A 20,634-nucleotide genomic window follows, 5' to 3' on the forward strand; every position below is an offset into this window, starting at 1 on the left:
GGCTGTTTTTTTGCAGCCTCGCTCAACACATTGATCGGTGTGCGGTTGCCGGCGCGATGGGTGTACCAGATCCACTTCGGCCAATCGGGCAATGCCTGATTGACGTCGACTGCACCAACGGCGCACTAGCGGCGGCGAGCGGCGGCGAGCGTCGCAATGATGCAGACTGATGGGGCCTGTTCCTTCACAACGGTCGCCCATGGTTCGCGCACGTGCCCCACTGCTGGTCATCACCCTTGTTGCCTTGGCGCTGCAAGCCCCCGCCCTGGCGGCCGGCAAGCCGGCTGATCGCGAGGACATCAAGGCCTATGCGCTGCAGCGGTGCCTGGATAACAACTACACGCGTAGCGGCAAGTACGCACCCGATCAGCTACGCGACCGCTCGTATCTGCTGACCACCTATGCGATGGACAACGCCAAGGTCGGCGCGACCGACCGCCTGCATCGCTTTGTCGACGCCAACACGGCGGGTTTTGACAAGCGCGAAATCCCGATGAAGGACGAAGCGCGCCGCGGCCCGTTCAATCGCATCTTCGCCCAATGCATGGCGTTCTATCGTTCGCCGGCCTTGGATGAATTCATTGCACACGAATTTTGAGCGTGGCAGCAGGCGCAGCGAAAAAATAGCGCCCCAACCGCTGTTGCGGATCGCTGCCAGCGACGCCTGCCGTATGGTGTGTACAGCACGCAGACTTGCATCGACACCCAACCCACGCACATCGACACGAGCCGCAATGACCGCATCCCATCCCTCCCGCTCCCGCCGCACGCTGCTACGCACTGCATTAGCTGCGAGTTCGCTGACTGCGGTGGGGCAGCTCGGTGCTGCTGTGCGTCCGCCGGCACGACGAACATCCGCCAAGCCCGCCTCCGCGCCGCCTGCACCCTTTCCGGCCAAGGGCAGCGTGCTGGTGCTGCTGGGCACCAAGGGTGGCCCGACACCTTCGCCATTGCGGGCCGCGGCCGCAAATGCCCTGGTCATCGACGGGCAACCGTATCTCATCGATTGCGGCAACGGCGTGGCGCAGCAACTGGTCAAGGCCGGCATGCGACTGCCCATGCTGCGCGATATCTTTCTGACCCACCACCATTCCGACCACAACGCCGATCTGCTCAACGTGGTGTGGCTGGCCTGGGCCAGCGGCCTGCAGACGCCGGTGCATCTGTATGGCCCACCCGGCATCGCCAGGATGGTGGACGCGTTTGTCGCCATGAATGCCATCGACATCCAGGCACGCATCCGTGAGGAAGGCCGCCCGCCGTTCGAAGCACTCATCCATGTGCATGAGTTCGACCAGCCCGGCACCGTTCTGAAGAACGATCAGGTCACCGTCACCGCCACCTTGGTGGACCATTACACGCTCAAGCCGGCCTTCGCCTATCGGTTCGAGGCGCCCGACCGCAGCGTGGTGTTTTCCGGCGATACGCGCTACCTGCCCGCGCTGGCCGAGTTCGCCAAGAACACCGACGTCCTGGTGCACGAGGTGATGTATCTGCCGGCGTTGCAGACGATGCTGAAGGCCAACGACAACGCACCCACATTGCTCGACCATCTGCTCAAGAGCCACTCCACCAGCGAAGAGGTCGGCATGATTGCGGCTGCGGCCAACGCGAAGATGCTCGTGCTCAATCACTTCGTCCCCGGCGGCGATGCGTCCATCACCGATGCGATGTGGAGCGAAGGCGCGCGCAAGCATTACACCGGGCCGATCGTGGTGGGCAAGGATCTGATGCGGCTGTAGCACTGCGCCCGCCCGCCGCGATCCAATGCCGGCCCCAGAGCGTGTTATGTACGTTGAGGGAGTGCGAGGCGTCGTGTAGCGCGTCGAGTAAGGCGTGCGCCTTGTCCAGGCTGGCCGCCTGGGCAAGGCGTGCAACGCGGTCTCGGTGCGCCACAGGGCGCTTCCCGGAGGATTGGCCGCCAGCAGCACGGAGTGCGCGCCGCGCGGCTTGCCTTGACGCCACAGCCAAGCCGCCAAGCACCGCGACGCCGCACGCCTCCGCTGATGGGCAATGCACCTCATCTCAAGGTGCATGACCCGCTCTAGGCAGGCACCGGGCTACGCATCCCCCACACCTGTTCGCCTGCCTTGCAGTAGCGCTCGATGAAGTCCTGCTGCGAGGGCATCTGCTGCACGGCGTGCTGGATCGGCTGGGCGATACCGTCGAGCAGGCGGCGCAGGTCGTGGTCGGAAAATGCGCGCGTCAACGGGTGATGCTGCTCGGGCGCAATGCCCTGCCCCATCAGCACGTGCGTCCAGGAATCGACACGAAACAGTTCATCGGCACCCTGCCAGGCGTGCGCGCGTTCGCGCCAGGCACGCAGGCGCAGCGCGAGCGACTCGGGCAGTTCCATCTGCCGGCACTGCTGCCATAGCGGTTCGTCGCGCTGGGTGGCGTGGTAGTGCAAGGTGACGAAGTCGCGCACGTGCTCCATTTCAGCGCGGCTGACGTCGTTGAACAGTTGCACCTGCGAGGGCGCAATGCCGTCGGCCGGAAACAGCGCCAGCAGCCGCACCACTGCAGAGATGGTGAGATGGATGCTGGTGGATTCCAGCGGCTCGATAAAGCCGCTGGCCAGACCGAGCGAGACCACATTCTTGTTCCAGGCCTTGAGCCGGCGGCCGGTGCGAAACGGCACCATCCACGGCTCCTTGACGGCAGGCGCAGCCACATCGCGCAGCAGCTTGGCGTGCGCTTCGTCATCGGACAGGTGCTTGCTCGAAAACACCAGGCCGTTGCCGACGCGATGCTGCAACGGAATATGCCAGCGCCAGCCGGCTTCGTGCGCGATGGCGCGGGTGTAGGGCACCGGTGGGCCGAGGGCTTCGGTCTGCACCGCCACCGCACGGTCGCACGGCAACCAATGGCTCCAGTCTTCGTAGCCGGTGTGCAGGGTCTGCTCGATCAGCAGACCGCGGAAGCCACTGCAATCGATGAACAAATCGCCTTCGATCACGTGCCCGTCTTCCAGCACCAGGCTGGCGACATCGCCGCTGTGCGGCTGCACGGTCACCTGCTGAATCCTGCCTTCGACACGCTTGACGCCGCAGCCCTCGCTGCGCGCGCGCAGGAACTTGGCATACAGCGCCGCATCCAGGTGATAGGCGTAATTGACCGCCGGCTCGCCATGCAGCGCAAAGCGGTCCACGCGCGAGGCCACCGTTTCCAGGCAGTAATCGCCGAAGCTGCCCGGCATGCCGCGGCGCTGGCTTTCCAGCCACAGGTGATGAAACGCGCACACCAGGGTGCTCTGCCCGGTGATGCCGAATGGATGGATGTAGCGCTCGCCCTGGCGGCGCCAATGCTCGAACGAGATCGACAGCTTGAAGGTACCTGCCACCGCACGCAGGAATTCCTGCTCGTCGATCTGCAGGAACCGGTGGAAGGTGCGGATGGGCGGCACCGTGGATTCGCCCACACCGACGGTGCCGATCTGCTCGGACTCGACCAGGGTGATGTCAAGCAAATTGCGGAATTGATGCGAAAGCGCACAGGCAGCGATCCAGCCGGCCGTTCCACCACCGGCGATCACCACCTTGCGAATCTGAGCCTGAGTCACTGCGCACTCCTGTGGCATGGGTTGAGGGCGGTGCTGCACATCAGCGGTTCAACTTGCCGATCAGCATGGCGCGCAGCTGCCGCGACAGCATGGGGTCGATGGGGCCGAGCGCATGGCGCGCCGGTTCGGGCAGATGCTCGCCGGCCTGCTCGGCAGGGCCGAACACGTAGTGATCGAACAACGCGCGCCATGCCTGTTTTTCGGCTGCCGGACGGTCGCGAATTGCCCACAGCGCGTGATACAGCGCCGGCATCGCGGCGGGCAAGTGCGCTGGCGCACTGCTCCACCAGTAATTGATCAGCACGTTGAACGGCTGCAGCGATTGGACGTGGTGCCACCACATGCTGGGAATGAACAACGCATCGCCCGGCTCCAGCACCACGCTGCGCGCATGCGGCAAGGCATCGGCAAAACGCGGAAAGCGTTGCAGGTCCGGATCGGCGAAATCGACCATGCTCACCACCTGCCCGCCCGGCGTAGGATCGAGCGGACCCGGATACAGATTGGCGACCTGCTCCGGCGGAAACAGCGTAAAGCGCCGTTGCCCGACCGCGCAGCACGCCAGGTTGTCCAGCGCATCGTAGTGGCACGAAGCGATCACCCGGTTACCGATCCAGATGCTGGGCTGCACGGGGCTGCCGTTGGCAGCCACATCCAGATCGTTGTGGGCGCGCAACCCTGGCAGATTGGCGTCCACCGGCAACGAGGCCAGGTAATAGGTGGGCGGCTGCGGGTCGTCACGATGTGCCGCAATGGCATCCAGCAAGGTACTCACGCTGCCGCGCTGCACCTGGAAGTTGAGCGCGCTGCAATCGTCGCGATAAAACGGGCGGCTGCCGATCTCCGGGCCGCCATAGGAATACTGCAGGGGGCGGCCGGTATCGTGCGCGCGCAACAGCGCCATGGCCTCATCGGCGCCGCGCAGCCCGGCCTGCACCAGCGACCAGTGCCGCGCAACGCCACGCAGCACCACCGGCTCGGCGGCCTGGCAAAGTGCGGGCAGCGACAATACCTCAGGATCACAGTCGCTACGCTCGGCGATGGCGGCGCCTGCAGCGACGGACAGATCGGTAGCACGTGCGGCCATACGCTCAGGCGTACGCGGCAACAGGGGCGCTGTGCGACTGCTGCAGGCGGCGCTGCTTCTCGGCCATCAGCCGGCGCACGTTGTGCAGCGATGCCAGCATCAGGAAGGCACCTTCCAGATAGCCGGCCTGATGCAACTGCTGCAGCGCTTGTGCATCCAGGGCGGCCAGCCGCTCGCGGTCGATCGCGAACAAGCCCTGCAACTGCGTGGCATGGCTGGCATCCAGCGCAACGTCCAGCCGCACCGGCTGGATCAGGCCGAGCGCGTCGAAGGCGGCCGCCATCGCCTGTCCCGCGTCCACGCCATCGCGGATGCCGCGCAACACGCCGATGATGTGTTCCAGATACGGGCTATGGCCGCCTTGCGGCAGGAACACCGCCTCGCCCTCGCTGCGGCTGATACGCGGATGTTCCAGGTCGACATGGATCACCGGCTCCTGCACCAGGGCCCCATCGACGTGTTGCTCCTGGAAGCCGATCAGGAACGGCCCCTTGGCAACGATGCCCGGCAGATAGCTGGCATTCCAGCGCCCGTCCTGCAGGAACAGGTTTTCATCCTGTGCGAAGCCCAGCAGCGCCACCGGCTGGTAACCACTCCCGGCCGGATCCTTGCGGAAGAACAGCGGGTACTCGCGCTGCAGCTCGGCATATTCGGTGACGAAGGCCGGCACCACGCCGACCGCGTCGCCGAATTGCGCACCAAAGCGCAGGATCACGCGCAGGTCGTGATGCGCCACGTTGTTGAGCACTGCGTATCGCGTCATCTGAAACTCCAGCAGCCGTCCATCGCGGAGCGCTGCAGTCATGAGGGAATTCGGGCGCACGCATTCCCCGCGTGCTTATCGATGCTGAGCATTGCCAAAAATGCGTGCGCCGGCAAGCCGCAGGGCAGCAACGCACTGCATGGCGCCGAAGACCGGCGCGTGGCGCATGCGTGCGCATTGCAAGGCTGTTCGCCCACACACCGACGGCGCGAGCACTGCGGCAAACGCGGCTGCAGACCGTACGCGCGCAACGGCGCAATAACCGGTTGCGGCCGCCATCACACGATGGCGGCCGCAGGATTGACGGCTAACAACGCGTGGTGGATCAGAACGCGTACCGCACGCCCAGCGTGTAACGCGGTTGCTGGTCGATCAGGCGGATGATCTGCTTCTCCGAGCGGCCGTGCCAACGTACGTCTTCACCGGTCAGGTTGATCGCCTCGAAGCCCACCGACAGCTGCTTGTTGAAGGCGTAGCTGACGCTGAGGTCGAACTGCTGATACGGCTCGACGTAGTACGGGTTGCGGTTGGCATTGTCCTGGTTGGCAGCGATCAGGTATTCGTCACGCCAGTTCCAGGCCAGGCGTGCGCTCCAGCCATACTTCTCGTACATCAGCATGACGTTGGCGGTGTCGCTCAAACCGAGCAAGGCAAACTGATCGCGATCGATCACGGTGTTATCGAACGCCACATCCCCTTCCACGATGGTGTAGTTGGCGTAGATGCCGAAGCCGGTGCTGCCGAAGAAGTACTGGCCGCCGAGTTCCCAGCCGTGGATGTTGGCCTTGTTCTGGTTGATCGGCCGCGACACATCGAACTGATACAGCGGGTCGGAGGCATTGCCGGCGATATCGTAGGCATTCTCCAACGCAAGGCTTTGCGCCGAACTGCCGTTGTAGGCGCTCAGCCCGCCGGTGGCAGCAGCATTGCGCAGCAGTGCCATGGCCGCAAACAGCGAGGTGTCGTTGGCCGAACACGCGCCCGCGACATCGTTGCCGGCCGCGCCCACCTGTGCGGCGCAGGCACCGCTTTGCAGGAACGCCAGCGCGGCCTGGGCATCCGGCCCCGAAGTGGGGTCGGTCAGTCCGTACAGCGATTCACGCGTGACGGTATTACCGATGAAATTGCTCACGCGCTTGTTCCAGAACGTCGCCGACACATAGCTGGCGTCGGCGAAATACCACTCCAATGCCAGATCGAGGTTGTCCGATTCCAACGGATCGAGCGTGGGCGTCTGCGAGTCGCCGCCGGCGCGGTTGGACGGGTTGATCAGGATCGAGCCGTTGGGCGTGTTGGGCGTGGGTCCGGCGATGAGATTGTTGTACGGTGCGCGCGCGATGGTCTGGCCGAACGAGGCACGGCCTTTCAGCGAATCGGTGAAATCGATGCTGAAGTCCATGTTGGGGAGGACGTAGTTGTAGCTGGTCTTCTCGCTGAAAGGCTGCTGGTCGGTAGACCGGATCAACTGGAAGTCGTTGTTGGACAGCCACAGCAGCGCGGTGGGCGTGGCCACCTGCGAGGTGGACTCCACGTCGGTGCGCTCGTAGCGCAGACCCAGCCGCGTATTGGTGGTCATCCCGGCGATGGCACCGGCAATTTCCAACTGCACGTAGGCCGCACGGGTCTTTTCTTCCACCCGGTTGTCTGCGGTGTATTGCGGGTTGTAGCGCGTGGTTGCGCCGTACTGGCTTCCGCCCCACAGCGCCAGCTGATCGGCATCGCCACGCCATGCACTGGACGCCGCGCCGCTGGGATTGAAGTCCTTGAACATGCCGGTGATGCTCACCGGTTGCAGCAATGCGACCATGCCCGGCTCGTTGCCTGCATTGGCCACGCCCCAATCGCCCAGCGGCGAGTTGGTCTCGCTGACCCGGCGTTGCATGGTGGTGTTGGTCGAACTCACGCCAAACTGGAAGCGCCCGTCGTCGAAGTCGAACTTGCCGTCCAGGCGTCCTTCCTTGGTTTCGGTCACCTGCTTCTGATAGAAAATGCGCAGCACCTGCGAGCCGAGCTCGGCGGGCGTGAATGCGGGATTGACCACGCCATTGGTGTTTGCCAGCGAATCGGCCGCAGTGGGATACCAGGTGCGTGCGCCGATCGGCAAGGAATTGTTGAACCACAATTCCTGCCCCCATTGGCCGCCGCAGTACGGCCCATTGGTGCAGTTGTTGGTGCCGGCGAAACTGAAGTAGGTCGCGCTGCCGCCGGTGGTCGGGTCGTTGGGCAAGCTTTGCGTCTTGGAGTTATGCGCATCGAAGCTCAACTGGAAGCGGTCGCTCACTTGCCAGTCGGCATTGAAGCCCAGCGAGCCGAGCGTGTACTTCTGCTCGTTGCGCTGTTGTTCCATGCCGAAGTCCTTCGCGCCATTGGGCACATCGCGCAGATAGACCGGCGTGGCCACGGCCTGGCCGGTATCGAAGGTCAGATCGGTAAAGCTGTTGGCGCGCTGCAGCCAGATGCCCTGCTCGCCGCGCTCTTCGCGAATTTCGTTGGCCGAGTAGGTGTAATCCAGGGTCAGGGTCAGGCTGTCGGTCGGTGCGAACTGCATCACCGCCTGGCCGTTCATGCGTTCGCGCTGGAAATCGGCGAATGCGTAGCGCAGATCGTTGGGCATGCCATACAACTGGCCGATCGCCGGGGCATTGGTCACCACCGCGTCCGGGCGCAGTGCCGGGTCGGTACCGGTCCAACGCTGGATGTTCCAGGTGTTTTCGGTGGCTTGGACCGAACCGCCATGGCGCTTCTGGTAGCTGGCGCTCAAGCCGATACCGAAGGTCTTGTCCGGGTTGGTATAGCTGAAGATGCCCGACACTTCCGGGGTGAGCGAATCGCCGAAGGGCTCGGAGCGGTCGGACACCATCTTGGCACCGGCGTTGGCCACCACGCCATCGTGATTGAACGGCTTGTCGGTCTGAATATTGATCGTCGCACCGATACCGCCGCTGGGCGCCGTTGCGCGGCTGGTCTTGAACACCTCGATGCCGGTAATGGCTTCGGAGGCGAGCTGGGCGAAGTTGAACGCGCGCGTGCCGACATCCACGCCGCCGATCGGCGTCTGGCCGGGCGCACCGAACGCATCGGCACCGGGGATCAGGCGGCCGTTGAGGGTGACGGTGTTGAACTGCGGGCCGAAGCCGCGTGCGGTGACCTGCGCGCCCTCGCCATCACGGCGCTCGATGGAAATGCCAGTGATGCGCTGGAGCGATTCGGCCAGGTTGGTGTCCGGAAACTTGCCGATGTCTTCGGCGCTGATCGCATCCACCACGCCGGCGGCATCGCGCTTGATGCCCATCGATTGGTTGAGACTGTTGCGGATACCGGTCACGTTGACGGCATCCAGGGTGGTGGCGGAATCACTGCTGGATTGCGGCGCCGGTGCAGGCGGCGGAGCGACATCCTGCGCAAAAGCGGGATTGATGACCAACAGGCCACCAACGAAGGTGAACATGGCCTTCGACTTGAAGCTGTTCAACGTACGACGCATCGATGTGTCCTCGGGAGTGGAGTCCAACCGCCAACGGCCGGTATCGCGGCATGCGATACGGCGGAATCGTGGCCACTGCCCGACAGGCCGTGGCCAACGCTGCTGCAACTGCTGGAGCCACCAATCCAACGCCATGCATTTGTCGTGCGGGCGCAGCCGGCGCCTGGATCGGACATGTCCTGATGGCATCTCCATCCTTGCACCGCGCCACACGCACCACGCACCACGCAACAACCGCTTGACGTTGTCTCAGTTGCCCTCGATCTGTCCCCTAGCACGCAGGCTGCCGATCGCCCCTTCGACCGTCGACCTGCGATGTGCGTGCACGTCTACCCGCCGCAGCAAAGGCGTTGCCACGCCATTGTTGCGTTTGTTGCAGGTTCTTTGCACGACGTGTCAGCCAGTGATAGCGCTAACATGCCGCGCAGCCTAGTCAGGGCATAAAGGGCTTGTCACCGTGCGTTGCAGCATAGTGATGGCTGTGCACTGTTACAGCCGATACCGCAGTCGCTTGAGCCCGCATGCGGTTTTCAATGCTGGCGGGGCTGTAAGCGTTATCACGGCATTACGCAAAAACCGTCGGGTCGAACGGCGAAATTTGCACAATGAACGTGTCGCAATGGAGTCGAATGCGGCGATTGCGCAAACCTGGGTTCACGACCAGTGCCGCGCGTCTGGATTGCGCATGTCGAAGTCGGCGCTGCACAGGACGCGGCAACGCATTGCATGCGCCTGCCGATTGCACGTCGCCTGTGTGTCAGTGCAGCGACACGCATTGCGCGCGAAGAAGACGGTGCACGCTTCGCAATCGATTGCGCCGCGTCCGGGCAGACAACGGGCGCACTAATTTGTCGTCGGGCGAACCCATCCTCATCGCACAGGAGCCACGTCGTCTGCTGCCGAGCGATGCCGGGCAACTGCTGCGCTCGCCCGGTGATCAACGCAGGCGCTTGTTTCCGTTTTCGTCGGCGGTTGCCGCACGCAGCCACCGACGCGACCGCGCTGCGGCCACGTCGGCACCCCCGCTCGCGTAATGCTCAGCCGGTGATGTCCACACGCGCGTCGCTGCGGTCGGCATCTGGCAGCACATGGTCCGGGTCCAAGGTGACGTGCAGCACCCTCTGGGTGGTCGGCACGGTGACTGTGGGGGTAGTGGTCTGCAGCCATGTTTCCACCGGAATGCGTCGGTCAAGGTGGCTGCCATCGGCCAGGTCCGCACGCAGGGTCGCCGGCATCACCAACTTCTGCCGGCTGCGCAATGTGACTTGCACTCCCTTGGCCGGGTCGTGGTCGACGTAATGCGCGTCGGCGATGCCCATGTCCAGCTGCCAATTGTTGAGATACCAGCCGCGCCACCACCAGGACAGGTCCTCACCGCTTTCGCTTTCCATCAGCCGGAAGAAGTCCGAGGGCGTGGGATGCTTGTACGCCCAGGTGGCGATGTATTTGCGAAATGCAGGATCGAAACGCGCCGGTCCCAGGATCTGCTCGCGCAACAGCACCAGGCCGAGAGCACCCTTGAAGTAGGTCAGCGGATGGCGATAGGTCTCGCTGGTGGAATCTGCGTTGTCCATCAAGGTCGGCGCGTGGGTGTCGGCCAGTAACGGCAGGATTTCGTCGACCGGGTTGCCGCCTTTGGGCGCATATTCCGAATCGCGCTTGGGCGCGTATTCGCCCTTGTTGAACGCATCCGATGCATACACGTCGATGAAGGTATTGAAACCTTCATCCATGAACGCATGCCGGCGCTCGTTGGAGCCGACGATCATCGGGAACCAGGTGTGGCCGATTTCGTGTGCGGTGATCCAGAACAGGTCCTTGCCGCCGTCTTCGAAACCATCGAAGACGATGCCCGGATATTCCATGCCGGCCCCATAGCCGCCCAGGTTGATGGCTGCCGGCCACGGATACGGATACCACTGCGAAAAATGCTCGATCGCGCCTTTGACGTATTCGGTAGAGCGGTTCCACTTGTCTGCGCCCACGCCTTCCAGCGGGTACACCGACATCGCAAGCGCGTGCTTGCCGCCCGGCAAATTGATGCGCGCCGCATCCCAGACGAACGCCGGCGATGCGGCAAATGCGACGTCGCGGGTGTGATCCATGTGGAAGCGCCAGGTTTGCGTGCCCTTGCCCGCCGGCTTGGCCGTACCTGCGGTCACCTCGGCAGGCGTGCGGATCAGCACGGTGCGGTCGCTGCTGCGGGCGTGTTCCAGGCGTTGCTGTTCGGTGCGGCTGAGTACGTCCTGCGGATTGGTCAGCGCGCCGGAGCCGGCGACCAGAAAGCCCACCGGCACGGTCACGGCATAGTCGAAATTGCCGTACTCCAGGTAGAACTCCGATCCCAGATACGGTTGCGTGTCCCAGCCACGCAGATCGTCGTACACCGCCATGCGCGGATACCACTGCGCAATCTCGTAGATCTCGCCTTGCTTGCTGGCACTGACCGCCGTGCGTCCGCCCCAGGTGCCGGGAATCGTGTAGCGGTAACGGATGTGCACGGTGAGCGCCTTGCCCTGCCCGGCCAGCGGTTGCGGCAGATCCACCCGCATGCGGGTGTCGTCGACGATGAAGCGCGCCGGCTGGCGGCGCCCGCCTTGATCGATCTCGACGCTGGCGATCTGCATGCCATCGGTGAACTCCTTGCGCTTGAGCGGCCGGCTGGCGGCAGCGCGCGCATCGGCGCGGTAGATGTTCTGGTCCAGTTGCAGCCACAGCACGTCCAGCGTGTCGGGGCTGTGGTTGGTGTAGGTGATGGCGGCCTCGCCGCTGAGGGAATGCGTTGCCGGGTCGATGCTCGCGTTGAGGTCGTAATCGGCGCGGTTCTGCCAGAACGCCGGGCCAGGTACGCCGCTGCCGCTGCGGTAGCTATTCGGAGCGTCGGGCAATTGCAGGGGCGCGAACAGGGCCAGCGGATCGAACACGCTTGCCGGCGCAGGCGTGGCAGCGAGAGCGGCGCGGGCTGGCGCGGCAGCGGCAAGCGCCGGCGCAGCGACGCAGGCCAGCGACAATGCAACGGTGAGTGATCGGCGCACGGTGGGGGTCATGCGAAATCCTGCGGCGGAGGGAATTCCCATCCTACGGCGCAGTTTGCCGCGCGCGGGAATGCCATTGGTCCCGGTTGCGGCTGCCTGAGGTTTGGGAGGTGGCCGCCGATGGCTGCTCTGGTGGAGGCCCAGTCACGCACCGCACGCGCAGAGCGCCCGCGCGACGCCGGCCCTCCCCGCTCGGCCCGGTGCGACGGGCCGGCTGGCCAGGCCGACTTACTCCGCCATCAGGCCACCCAATCGCAACGCCCCCTCACCACTGCGGCCCATGGCATCGTCCGGATTGCTCAGGCGGCAGCGGCGCAGCGACAGGCAGCCGCAGCCGATGCAGTCGGTGAGCTGGTCGCGCAAGGCCTGCAGTTCATTGATGCGCGCGTCCAGCTGGCTCCGCCAACGCGCCGACATGCGCGCCCACTCCGCACGCGTCGGTGTGCGTTGATCCGGCAACACCGAGAAGGCATCGAGCACCTGCTGCAACGGCACGCCCAGTCGCTGGGCCACGCGAATCACCGCGATACGCCGCAGCACATCGCGCGCATAACGACGCTGATTGCCGGCGGTGCGCAGGCTGCTGATCAAGCCTTTGCGCTCGTAGAAGTGCAGCGCCGACACCGCAACACCACTGCGCTTGGCGACCTCGCCCACGGACAACTCACGTTGCATTGCCTTGACCTCAACTTAGGTTGAGGCAGGATGCTGCGCGGCCTTCACCGGTGCAAGTACCGGCGAAGGCTCGATACACGTTTCCTTCCTGGATGTTCGATGCCTACCGAAAGACCGATCCCTGCCGCAGTGCTGTCCATCCAAACGCAGCCCACCTCCATCCTGGCCGCGCCTTACCGCGCGGCGACGCTGGGCATGGTCGCGCTGGTGTCGCTCAACGCGTTCGAGTCGCTGGCGGTTGCCGCCGCCATGCCGACGGTGGCGCGCGAGTTGAACGGGCTGCCGCTGTATGCGTTGGCGTTCGGCGGCGCGCTGGCCACCAGCGTGATCGGGATGACGGCCGCCGGACGCTGGAGCGACCGTGCCGGTCCTGGCGGTGCATTGGCTGCCGGCCTGTTGTGCTTTGTGGTCGGCCTGCTGGTGGCCGGGCTGGCGCCGAGCATGCCGCTGCTGATCGCCGGGCGATTGCTGCAGGGGCTGGGTGCCGGCGCGTATTCGGTGGCGCTGTACGTCGTCGTCGGGCGGCTGTACCCGGAGGTCTTGCGCCCACGCGTGTTTGCCGCGTTTTCGGCCGGGTGGGTGGTGCCCTCGTTGATCGGGCCGGGCATCAGCGGATTGATCGTGCAGCACCTGGGCTGGCGCTGGGTATTTTTGTCGGTGCCGCTGTTGGCGATTCCGGCTGGATTACTGCTGTGGCCGGCGCTGCGCGGACAGGCCTGGACACGCGACGGGTCCGAGGCGCCAACCGCCTCGATGGGGTGGGCTATCGGAGCGGCGATGGGCGTGCTTGGCGTGTATCTGGGCGGACAACTGCACGGCATGCTGGCGCCGGGCGCAATGCTGCCGGCCGTGTTGCTCACCGCGTATTGCGCCTGGCGCCTGCTGCCGGCTGGCACGTTGCGGCTTGCGCGCGGCTTGCCGAGCGTGATCGCGCTGCGTGGCATTGCGGCGGCCGCCTTCTTCGGCTTTGAAGCCTTTTTGCCGCTGCTGCTGTCGCGCGAACGCGGACTTTCGCCGCTGCTGGCCGGCGTGGCACTGAGCGTGGGTGCGTTGGGCTGGTTTGGTGGTTCGTGGTACCAGGGCCACAGCCGCGCCGGTTGGTCGCGCCCTCGCCTGCTCAAGAGCGGCGCGCTGTTGATGACGCTGGGCATTGCGATCAGCGCGGGTGCGGTGTGGCCGCCGATTCCTGTGCCGTTGGCAATTGCCGGCTGGGCGCTGACCGGCCTGGGCATGGGCCTGCTGTATCCCAGCCTGTCGGTGGTGATGCTGTCGCTGTCGCCACCGGCCCAGCAAGGCGCCAACAGCTCTGCCTTGCAACTGAGCGAAGCCATCGCGGTGGCGGCCATGCTGGCGCTGGCGGGCGCAGTGTTCGCCGCGCTGCTGACATCGGCCACGCGCGCCGCCTACCTGAGCGTGTTCGCATTGGCGTGGTTGCTGGCGGTGGCGAGTTTTCTTGTGGCGCGGCGGGTGTAATGGCGTCCGCGGCGACTACGCGGCATCGACGTGACGCCATACCACATTGCCGAGGCAACGTGGCCGGTCGATGGCAGCACGCGAATGAGCCCCAAGGCTTGGCGGGTCGCAACGACCGACGTGATCTCCAGGTTCACCACATGGAGAGGGTCGCTCGATGCCGGCCCGAGACCACAGCGTTACCAGCGCCGACCACTTTGCCGATCCTGCCGGGATCGCATGGACCCGCACACGAAAAAAGCCCCCCTCGAACCGCTGGTCATTTTTTCGCCACCCATCTTGACAGCGTTGCAGGCCGGGGCCTGCACGCACTTGTCCACAGCCTTGTGCAACTTCCATCCACAGGGGATGTGGAAAAGATGCGTCGCCTTGCATGCGCCTGAGGCCTTGCGCGGCGCTGGCGCATCTGTCATGCGCGACCGGCGGAGCCGGCGCGGTGGCGTTGTCGCCGCCGCCCCCCTGGGCATGGCTCCCCACACCCGTCTGCAGGTGTGCCGCAAAGGACGGCCTGCTCCAATTAGCGGCACCGCTACTTCGCACTGGCGATGCACCCGCCGATACACATCAATCGGTGATGACGTGCGGCACGAAGTGCGAGGTGTCGCGGGTGATCGGGCCAGCGTCGTCGCGCATGCCCAATCCGGCAGGACGATCCGCCACAACCCAGCTGCCCACCAACGCATGGCGCCCGTCGAACACCGGCAGCGGGTGATGCGCCTGCAGAATCGCCGGGCCGTCCACGTACGGGCCATCGGTGTGCGCGGCCTCGCCTTGCGCCGTCACCAGCGCGATGTTGGCGCCCTCGCGCGACAGCAGCGGCTTGCGCACCCAGCCTGCGGTTGGTGCCTCACCGGCCTGCGCAAAGCGGGCAGGCAGCAGATTCGGATGACCCCGATGGCGGTCCCACAGCAGCGGCAGGATGCCCTTGTTGCTCAACACCGACTTCCATGCCGGCTCGATCAGGCGCACCCGGTCGGCGATCAATGCCGGCCCGAAGCGTTCTTCCATCATGAATTCCAGCGGATACAGCTTGAACAGCGTGTGGATCACCCGGTCCTGTTCGTCGGTGAACCAGCCCTCGGCACTCAGGCCGATGTCTTCGATGGCCACTTCCTCGGTGCTGATGCCCACCTGGTGCGCACAGTCGCGCAGGTAACGCACGGTGGCGCGATCCTCCAGCGAATCGCGCACCGCCGCAAAATGCATCTGCGCGCCGATCGCGCCATCCACGGCCAGCGCGCCTAGGGTTTCGCACAGCAGGTCCTGGATCAGGTTGTACTGATCGGTTCCCTTGGGCAGCGCACCGCTGGCGATCTGCTGTTCCAGCCACAGCCACTGGAAGTAGGCCGATTCGTAAAGCGATGTTGGCGTGTCGTAATTGAGTTCGTACAGCTTGGCCGGGCCATCGCCCGAATACGCCAGGTCCATGCGGCCATACAGATGCGGGTCGCGCCCTTTCCAGGAGTTGGCGATCCAGTCCCAGTAGAACGGCGGGATGGCCAGCTGGGTCATCAGCGCTTCCGAGCCCACCACCTCGTCCACCAGCTGCATCGCCATGTCGTGCAACTCTTGCGTGGGCGCTTCGATGTCATCTTCGATCTGACGCAGCGAAAACGCGTAGTAGGCGCTTTCGTCCCAATACGGTTCGCCGTCGATGGTGTGGAAGTGAAAGCCCAGCGATTCGGCCTGCGTGCGCCAGTCCGCGCGTTCGGGGATCAGGATGCGTTGCATGTCAGCCGCCGAAGCCCGAGCTGCGCCCGCCGCTGCCGAACGAACTGCGCGCCGCCGCGCTGGAACCGAAGCCCGAACGCGACACGGTGATGGCGCGCGTGGGCATGTCGATGGCGCCGCTGCGCCCACGCACCGTGCCAATGCGGTTGCTGGCCAGATCGCCGTTGGGCTTGTAGTAACCGCCGCTGCGGTAATCGCGGTACAGCGGAATCGAGCCGCCATAGCGGTAACCGCCGCCGCTCATGTTGCCCAGCGCATAACCCAGCAAAAAACCGCCCATCGGCGGGATCCAGCTCTGCTGCCCCTGCGGATTGGTGATCGCCGTGCAGCTGCCGAACTGTTCATCGCACTCGTAGCGCGTGGTGAAGCGCGGCGCGGCCTGCTGATGCTTGGCCACCGCCTCGTCGTAGGCCTTGAGGCATTGCTGGATATCGGACTGTTCCTGCTTGATCTGGTAACAGTCCGACGCCGATTGCAGCACCACACCGGTCTCCGGCTCCGAGCCGCAGCCGGTGACGAAGGCGGCCGGCAGCGCAGCCATCAGGGTGAGTTTGAGATTGCGTGATCGCTTCATGCCCGCGCTCCGTTACGGCGTGATCGCGGCGGCATTGATCAGCCCCACCGCGATCGACACGCCGGCCGAAAAGATACCGGCGGCGGTGATGTTGTCGGTGATCTGCCGCGAGATGCGCCCAGCCACCAGATTGGCCAGCAGGTAGGCCACCACCTGGATGCCGCAGGCCACCAGGCCCCAGATCAGGGCGTCGATCAGGCTCACCGAGTGGGTGATGGCCGAATGCAGCGGCAGCGCCACGCCGATCAGGTTGCCGGCCAGCGCGGTGGCCGCTGCCACATTGCCCTGCCGCAGCAAGGTGAAATCCTTATGCGGGGTGACCAGGGTCACCAGCACCACCGAGACGATCAGCACACCCAGGCCGGTACCGAAATAGGAAAGAAACGCGAGAAAACTCTGCAGATTGATCGGATTCATGACAGGACCAAGGTGGGTGGAAGACGCGCGGGCGCGCTCAGGTGATATCCAGATCGGCAACGGTGACATCGATACCGACCGCATAGGTGACGCAGAATTCGTTGGGGCCGGAATCTTCGCCGGTCACCAGCAGGAATTCTTCGCGCTGCAGCTCCGGCACATCGCGGCTGTAGAGCATGGCGTAATGGGTCAGATCGCCATCGCGGCGCGGCGGCTGGTAGCGGTACAGCACTTCGTCGTAGGCGATCGGCGGAATCCGTGACGCGTCATCGGTGGATTGCGTTGCGCGCTGCCACTGTCTGCCGGCGTACTCGATCTGCGCCGCGCCCAGGTGCGGGTGCTGCATCACGAACTCCTGAAACGCCTGCTTGCTGGGCGGGTTCACCGTTTCGCAATACACGAAGGCCTTCATCGCTTCCAGATCGCCCCCCACGGTGGTGACCTGCAGGAACGCATCGTCGTCCAGGTAGAAGCGATGCAGCGCATAGCCATCGCCCAGATTGACGTGACCGTAGCAGGGAATGCCCTGGTGCCCGCCCGGCAACTCGGCGGTCATGGCCTCCGGCGCCATGCGGTACAGGGTGGTGTCGATCTCCACCTGACCACCGACACGCAGCCCCAGGGGCAGCGCGTGACCGATCGCGCCACTTCCGGAAGTGGGCAGCGGCGGCGGTTGCGGTTGACCGAACAACTTGCTGAAAAAACTCATCGTCAGACACCTTGTGGCGATGGGGGAAGGGAAGCTGCCTCGCTGCGCATGGCCTGCCAGGCGATGGCGTGCGCCGGCACGCGCTGCTCGGACAGGTAATACAGCATGGCACCGGCGGCGACGGCGGTGCGTGCTGGCGGGTTCAAGCGCAACGCGCCGTCGGGCGCGCGCAGGCCCAGCAGCAATGCGCCACGCTGGCCAAAATCGGCCGCAAGCCGGCTGTAATCCAGCGGTTGCACATTCGCAGGCACAACAAGACTGAACTGGGTGGGACCATCGTCCACCGACAGCAGCTCGGCGGTGAGCGCCGCACTGCCCGGATCCTGCGCCGCACGTGCCAGGATCTCGGCGGTCATCGGCCGCGTGCACTCGATGGCCGGGTAATGGCAGTTGACCAATCGGGCCGCGCTGGCCGAATCGAAGTGCGCCACGACATGCGCGGCCGGCGCATGCGCCATCAACGCGAACACCGCCGCCAGGGTCTGGTCGTCGGAGGGCGGGTTGACGATCACCCGCGCCGCGCCGGCAATGCCGGCACGCAGGTACACCTCGGTGTGCGTGTACGACTCGGCGGCGATGAAGCGCATGTGGTCGGGCATCGGATTTTCCACCACGCCCTCGGCGATCAGCACCACGCCTTCGTCATCGGTGGCGGTGTCGGACAGCAGCAATTCCAGCAGGCGCGTGGAGGCGGCGCCCTGCCAGCCGATCAGAATGGTGTGCCCGCGCAGGTCTGCATAGGCCATCTTGCCCATGTGGTGGCGCCTCCAGAAAGTGATGAGCACGCCGCTGGTCTTGGCCAGCACCGTGGCGAACAACGCCACCGCGCCCGGCATCAACACGAACGCGGCGATATAGCGCCCGGCCACCGAACCCGGCGACAGGTCGCCGTAGCCGATGGTGGTGGCAGTGGTCATGTAGTAGTACGGAAATGCGTCCAGGCCGACGAGCTTGTGCTCGCCGGCCCACAGCAGCAGCAACCAGCTCAGCCCCATGTGCGCCAGCAGTGCCAGCGCCACCATGCCCCAGCTGACGCGGCGCACGTGGCGCCGCAGGACCCGCAACAGCCGTCCAACGATGATCATGGCGCATCCTGTGCCGTGCGATGGATCAGCTGTCGCTGCGCGGAACCTGCTGCACGTCGCGCACCTGGCCAATCAGCGGCGCGGTGCCGCCGGCGTTCTCGTGACCCAACTGCGCGGCCGGCTTCTTGAAGCGTGCCAGCACCGCAGCGGCGTTGGATTCGCCTTCCATCAGGCCGGCCGCCGCCAGGCGCCGATTGAGATCGCCATCGCCGGTGGACGCTTCGAGTTCTTCGGCCGATTCGATGCGCGCCGAGGTTTCGGCCTGGCGCGCCTTGATGCGCTCCAGCGATTCCAGCGCCGAGCCCATCTTGCTGCTGGCGCCGGAGTGGCGCGCGGCAATGGCGGCCTGCGCCTTCTGCACCGCGTCGGTGGCCTTGACCGTATCGATCTGCTGGCGCATGCCGCGCAGCTGGTTCTCGGTCTTCTGGATGGTGGCCTTGAGCGTCACCACCGACTGGTCCAGCGCGGTCTTGGAGGCCTTGTCGCCGGCATCCTCGCTTTCCAGGGCGGCCAGCTTGACCGCCACATCGTGTGCCAGCGCTTCATCGTTCTTGGCCAGCGCGCCTTCGATGTAGCGCGTGTATTCGGCCATCTTGCCGGCGCGTGCGTCGATCTTCTGCTGGGCCAGCTTGCTCTGCGCCATCAGCTTGGTGAGCTCTTCGCGCGAGCGCGTGAGCTGGGCGCCGGCATCGCGCATTTCCTGATCCAGGATGCGCAGCGCATTGGCGTCGACGGCCTTCTGGCCGGTTTCGTGTGCGGTACCACGCAGCAGCGTGATCAGCTTGGAAAAGATACTCATGACAACACGCCTTTAGGAAAAGAACGGCTTGAGAGATTCGGCGGCATCCAACGTATTGGCCGCCAGGGTCTGGATTTCTTCGTCGATCTGGTCGAGCGTCGAGGAGGCCGACAGTTCGCCAAACACCACGTAACGGTCCTTGCCGTCGACCTGGACCAGGCCCAGGTTGGACAAGGGGTTGAGCGGATTCAGGCGCAGGCAGGCGTCGTTGAAGGCGGCGCGGTCGTTGACGTGCTCGGCATGGGCCAGCAGCGTGGACACGAAAACCTGCGAGCCGGAAGCGGCAACCTGGATCTGCATGTCGCCGTGGTCGGCCAGGGTGAGATTGATGGCCGGCTCCAGGCCGTCGATCAGTTCGACCTGGATTGGCTGGCCACGGTAGCGCTCGGCCAGCAGGCCGTGCAATTCGACGGTGGTGTACTGCGTCATACGATGTCCTGTCCTTTGGTCATGCCGTGGTGGTGATGCAGCGAATGTCCTGCAGCGACCGGACATACTACAGACTGCCCGTGACCGGCAGAAAGGGCCGGAAGTCAGCTGGTCAGGCGCGCGGCAGGCGAGCAAACCGCCCGTTCAGCTGGCTTGTCGCCCCCTGCCGGGCGGCTGCCTCACGGATACAGCATCCGCTTGCTCCAATGGCTGGCCGCGTCGGCCTCGTAGCGCCAGCGCTCGTGCAGGCGGAACTTGGCGCCGTACCAAAACTCGAACGCCTGCGGCACCACCCGGAACCCGCCCCAACCATCCGGGCGCGGCACCTCGCGCCCTTCGAACGTCGCTTCGACCTTGGCAATGGCCGCATCGAACTCTTCGCGCGAACCCAGCGTCTGCGACTGCCGCGAGGCCCACGCGCCGATCTGGCTCATGCGCGGGCGCGAGGCGAAGTACGCATCGGATTCGTCCGCGCTCACCAGCTGCACGCCGCCTTCGATGCGCACCTGGATGCCGGCCTCGCGCAGGCTGCGCCACAGGAACAGCAGCGCCGCCTGCGGGTGGGTCTGCAGGTCGCGGCCCTTTGCGCTGTCCAGATGGGTGTAGAACACGAACCCGCGCGCGTCGAAGGCCTTGAGCAACACGGTGCGCGCGCTCGGCCGGCCATCCACGTTGGCGGTGGCCACGGTCATCGCGCTGGCTTCGGGTTCGGCGCTGTTCTGCGCCTCGGCATACAGCGCGGCGAAGGTGGCAAGAGCTTCTGCGTACAGATCGGTCATGACGGTGCGTGGCAGCCAGATGGACGCCTATT

General features: G+C 65.1%; 17 protein-coding genes. 3 read left to right on the forward strand and 14 right to left on the reverse strand.

The window, feature by feature from the left end:
- Positions 1-199: 199 nt before the first annotated feature.
- Together J7396_RS08070 and J7396_RS08075 are read left to right on the forward strand one after the other, a co-directional pair.
- Positions 200-598 (forward strand): hypothetical protein, encoded by a 399-nt coding sequence (locus J7396_RS08070; RefSeq protein ID WP_209261271.1) that lies wholly within the window; start codon positions 200-202, stop codon positions 596-598.
- Between the two features lie 136 nt (positions 599-734).
- Complete coding sequence (locus tag J7396_RS08075) at positions 735-1,742, forward strand: MBL fold metallo-hydrolase (protein WP_209261272.1); 1,008 nt, start codon at positions 735-737, stop codon at positions 1,740-1,742.
- A gap of 302 nt (positions 1,743-2,044) precedes the next feature.
- Here the strand turns inward: J7396_RS08075 and J7396_RS08080 are convergent, their stop codons facing one another.
- The 6 genes from J7396_RS08080 to soxR all read right to left on the reverse strand — a co-directional run bounded on the left by J7396_RS08080 (position 2,045) and on the right by soxR (position 12,606).
- On the reverse strand, positions 2,045-3,562 hold the full coding sequence (locus J7396_RS08080) for a tryptophan halogenase family protein (RefSeq protein WP_033478687.1): 1,518 nt from the start codon (positions 3,560-3,562) through the stop codon (positions 2,045-2,047).
- Positions 3,563-3,602: 40 nt separating this feature from the next.
- The gene (locus J7396_RS08085; RefSeq protein WP_209261273.1) at positions 3,603-4,649 is read right to left on the reverse strand and encodes a cupin-like domain-containing protein; all 1,047 of its coding nucleotides are present in this window, start codon (positions 4,647-4,649) and stop codon (positions 3,603-3,605) included.
- Between the two features lie 4 nt (positions 4,650-4,653).
- The gene (locus J7396_RS08090; RefSeq protein ID WP_011348172.1) at positions 4,654-5,412 is read right to left on the reverse strand and encodes a SapC family protein; all 759 of its coding nucleotides are present in this window, start codon (positions 5,410-5,412) and stop codon (positions 4,654-4,656) included.
- 325 nt (positions 5,413-5,737) lie between these two features.
- Positions 5,738-8,896 (reverse strand): TonB-dependent receptor, encoded by a 3,159-nt coding sequence (locus J7396_RS08095; RefSeq protein WP_039417391.1) that lies wholly within the window; start codon positions 8,894-8,896, stop codon positions 5,738-5,740.
- A 1,037-nt stretch (positions 8,897-9,933) separates the two neighbouring features.
- Positions 9,934-11,943, reverse strand: a complete 2,010-nt coding sequence (locus J7396_RS08100) for a M1 family metallopeptidase (RefSeq protein ID WP_209261274.1) — start codon at positions 11,941-11,943, stop codon at positions 9,934-9,936.
- A 216-nt stretch (positions 11,944-12,159) separates the two neighbouring features.
- Positions 12,160-12,606 (reverse strand): redox-sensitive transcriptional activator SoxR, encoded by a 447-nt coding sequence (soxR, locus tag J7396_RS08105; RefSeq protein WP_031423642.1) that lies wholly within the window; start codon positions 12,604-12,606, stop codon positions 12,160-12,162.
- Between the two features lie 99 nt (positions 12,607-12,705).
- Here soxR and J7396_RS08110 point away from each other — a divergent pair, with 99 nt between their 5' ends.
- Positions 12,706-14,079 (forward strand): MFS transporter, encoded by a 1,374-nt coding sequence (locus tag J7396_RS08110; protein WP_209261275.1) that lies wholly within the window; start codon positions 12,706-12,708, stop codon positions 14,077-14,079.
- A 564-nt stretch (positions 14,080-14,643) separates the two neighbouring features.
- Here J7396_RS08110 and J7396_RS08115 read toward each other — a convergent pair.
- The 8 genes from J7396_RS08115 to pdxH form a co-directional block, all read right to left on the reverse strand.
- Positions 14,644-15,810 (reverse strand): glutathionylspermidine synthase family protein, encoded by a 1,167-nt coding sequence (locus J7396_RS08115; RefSeq protein WP_209261276.1) that lies wholly within the window; start codon positions 15,808-15,810, stop codon positions 14,644-14,646.
- Between the two features lies 1 nt (position 15,811).
- Entirely contained in the window at positions 15,812-16,384 is a 573-nt protein-coding gene (locus J7396_RS08120; RefSeq protein ID WP_008573065.1) for a DUF1190 domain-containing protein, read from the reverse strand.
- A gap of 12 nt (positions 16,385-16,396) precedes the next feature.
- Complete coding sequence (locus J7396_RS08125; protein WP_003489536.1) at positions 16,397-16,801, reverse strand: DUF350 domain-containing protein; 405 nt, start codon at positions 16,799-16,801, stop codon at positions 16,397-16,399.
- Between the two features lie 37 nt (positions 16,802-16,838).
- Positions 16,839-17,516, reverse strand: a complete 678-nt coding sequence (locus J7396_RS08130; protein ID WP_171309888.1) for a YjfK family protein — start codon at positions 17,514-17,516, stop codon at positions 16,839-16,841.
- Positions 17,513-18,595 (reverse strand): potassium channel family protein, encoded by a 1,083-nt coding sequence (locus tag J7396_RS08135; protein WP_209261277.1) that lies wholly within the window; start codon positions 18,593-18,595, stop codon positions 17,513-17,515. Before J7396_RS08135 ends, J7396_RS08130 begins: the two co-directional genes overlap by 4 nt.
- Before the next feature lie 25 nt (positions 18,596-18,620).
- A complete protein-coding gene (locus J7396_RS08140; RefSeq protein ID WP_011348181.1) occupies positions 18,621-19,394 on the reverse strand; it encodes a PspA/IM30 family protein in 774 nt (257 codons plus the stop codon).
- 12 nt (positions 19,395-19,406) lie between these two features.
- Complete coding sequence (locus J7396_RS08145) at positions 19,407-19,823, reverse strand: YjfI family protein (protein WP_007965635.1); 417 nt, start codon at positions 19,821-19,823, stop codon at positions 19,407-19,409.
- Between the two features lie 179 nt (positions 19,824-20,002).
- Entirely contained in the window at positions 20,003-20,602 is a 600-nt protein-coding gene (gene pdxH / locus J7396_RS08150) for a pyridoxamine 5'-phosphate oxidase (protein ID WP_008571714.1), read from the reverse strand.
- Positions 20,603-20,634: the final 32 nt, after the last annotated feature.

It is taken from the genome of Xanthomonas sp. A1809 (genome assembly GCF_017746015.1).
In the GTDB taxonomy this organism is placed as follows: Bacteria; Pseudomonadota; Gammaproteobacteria; order Xanthomonadales; family Xanthomonadaceae; genus Xanthomonas; species Xanthomonas euvesicatoria.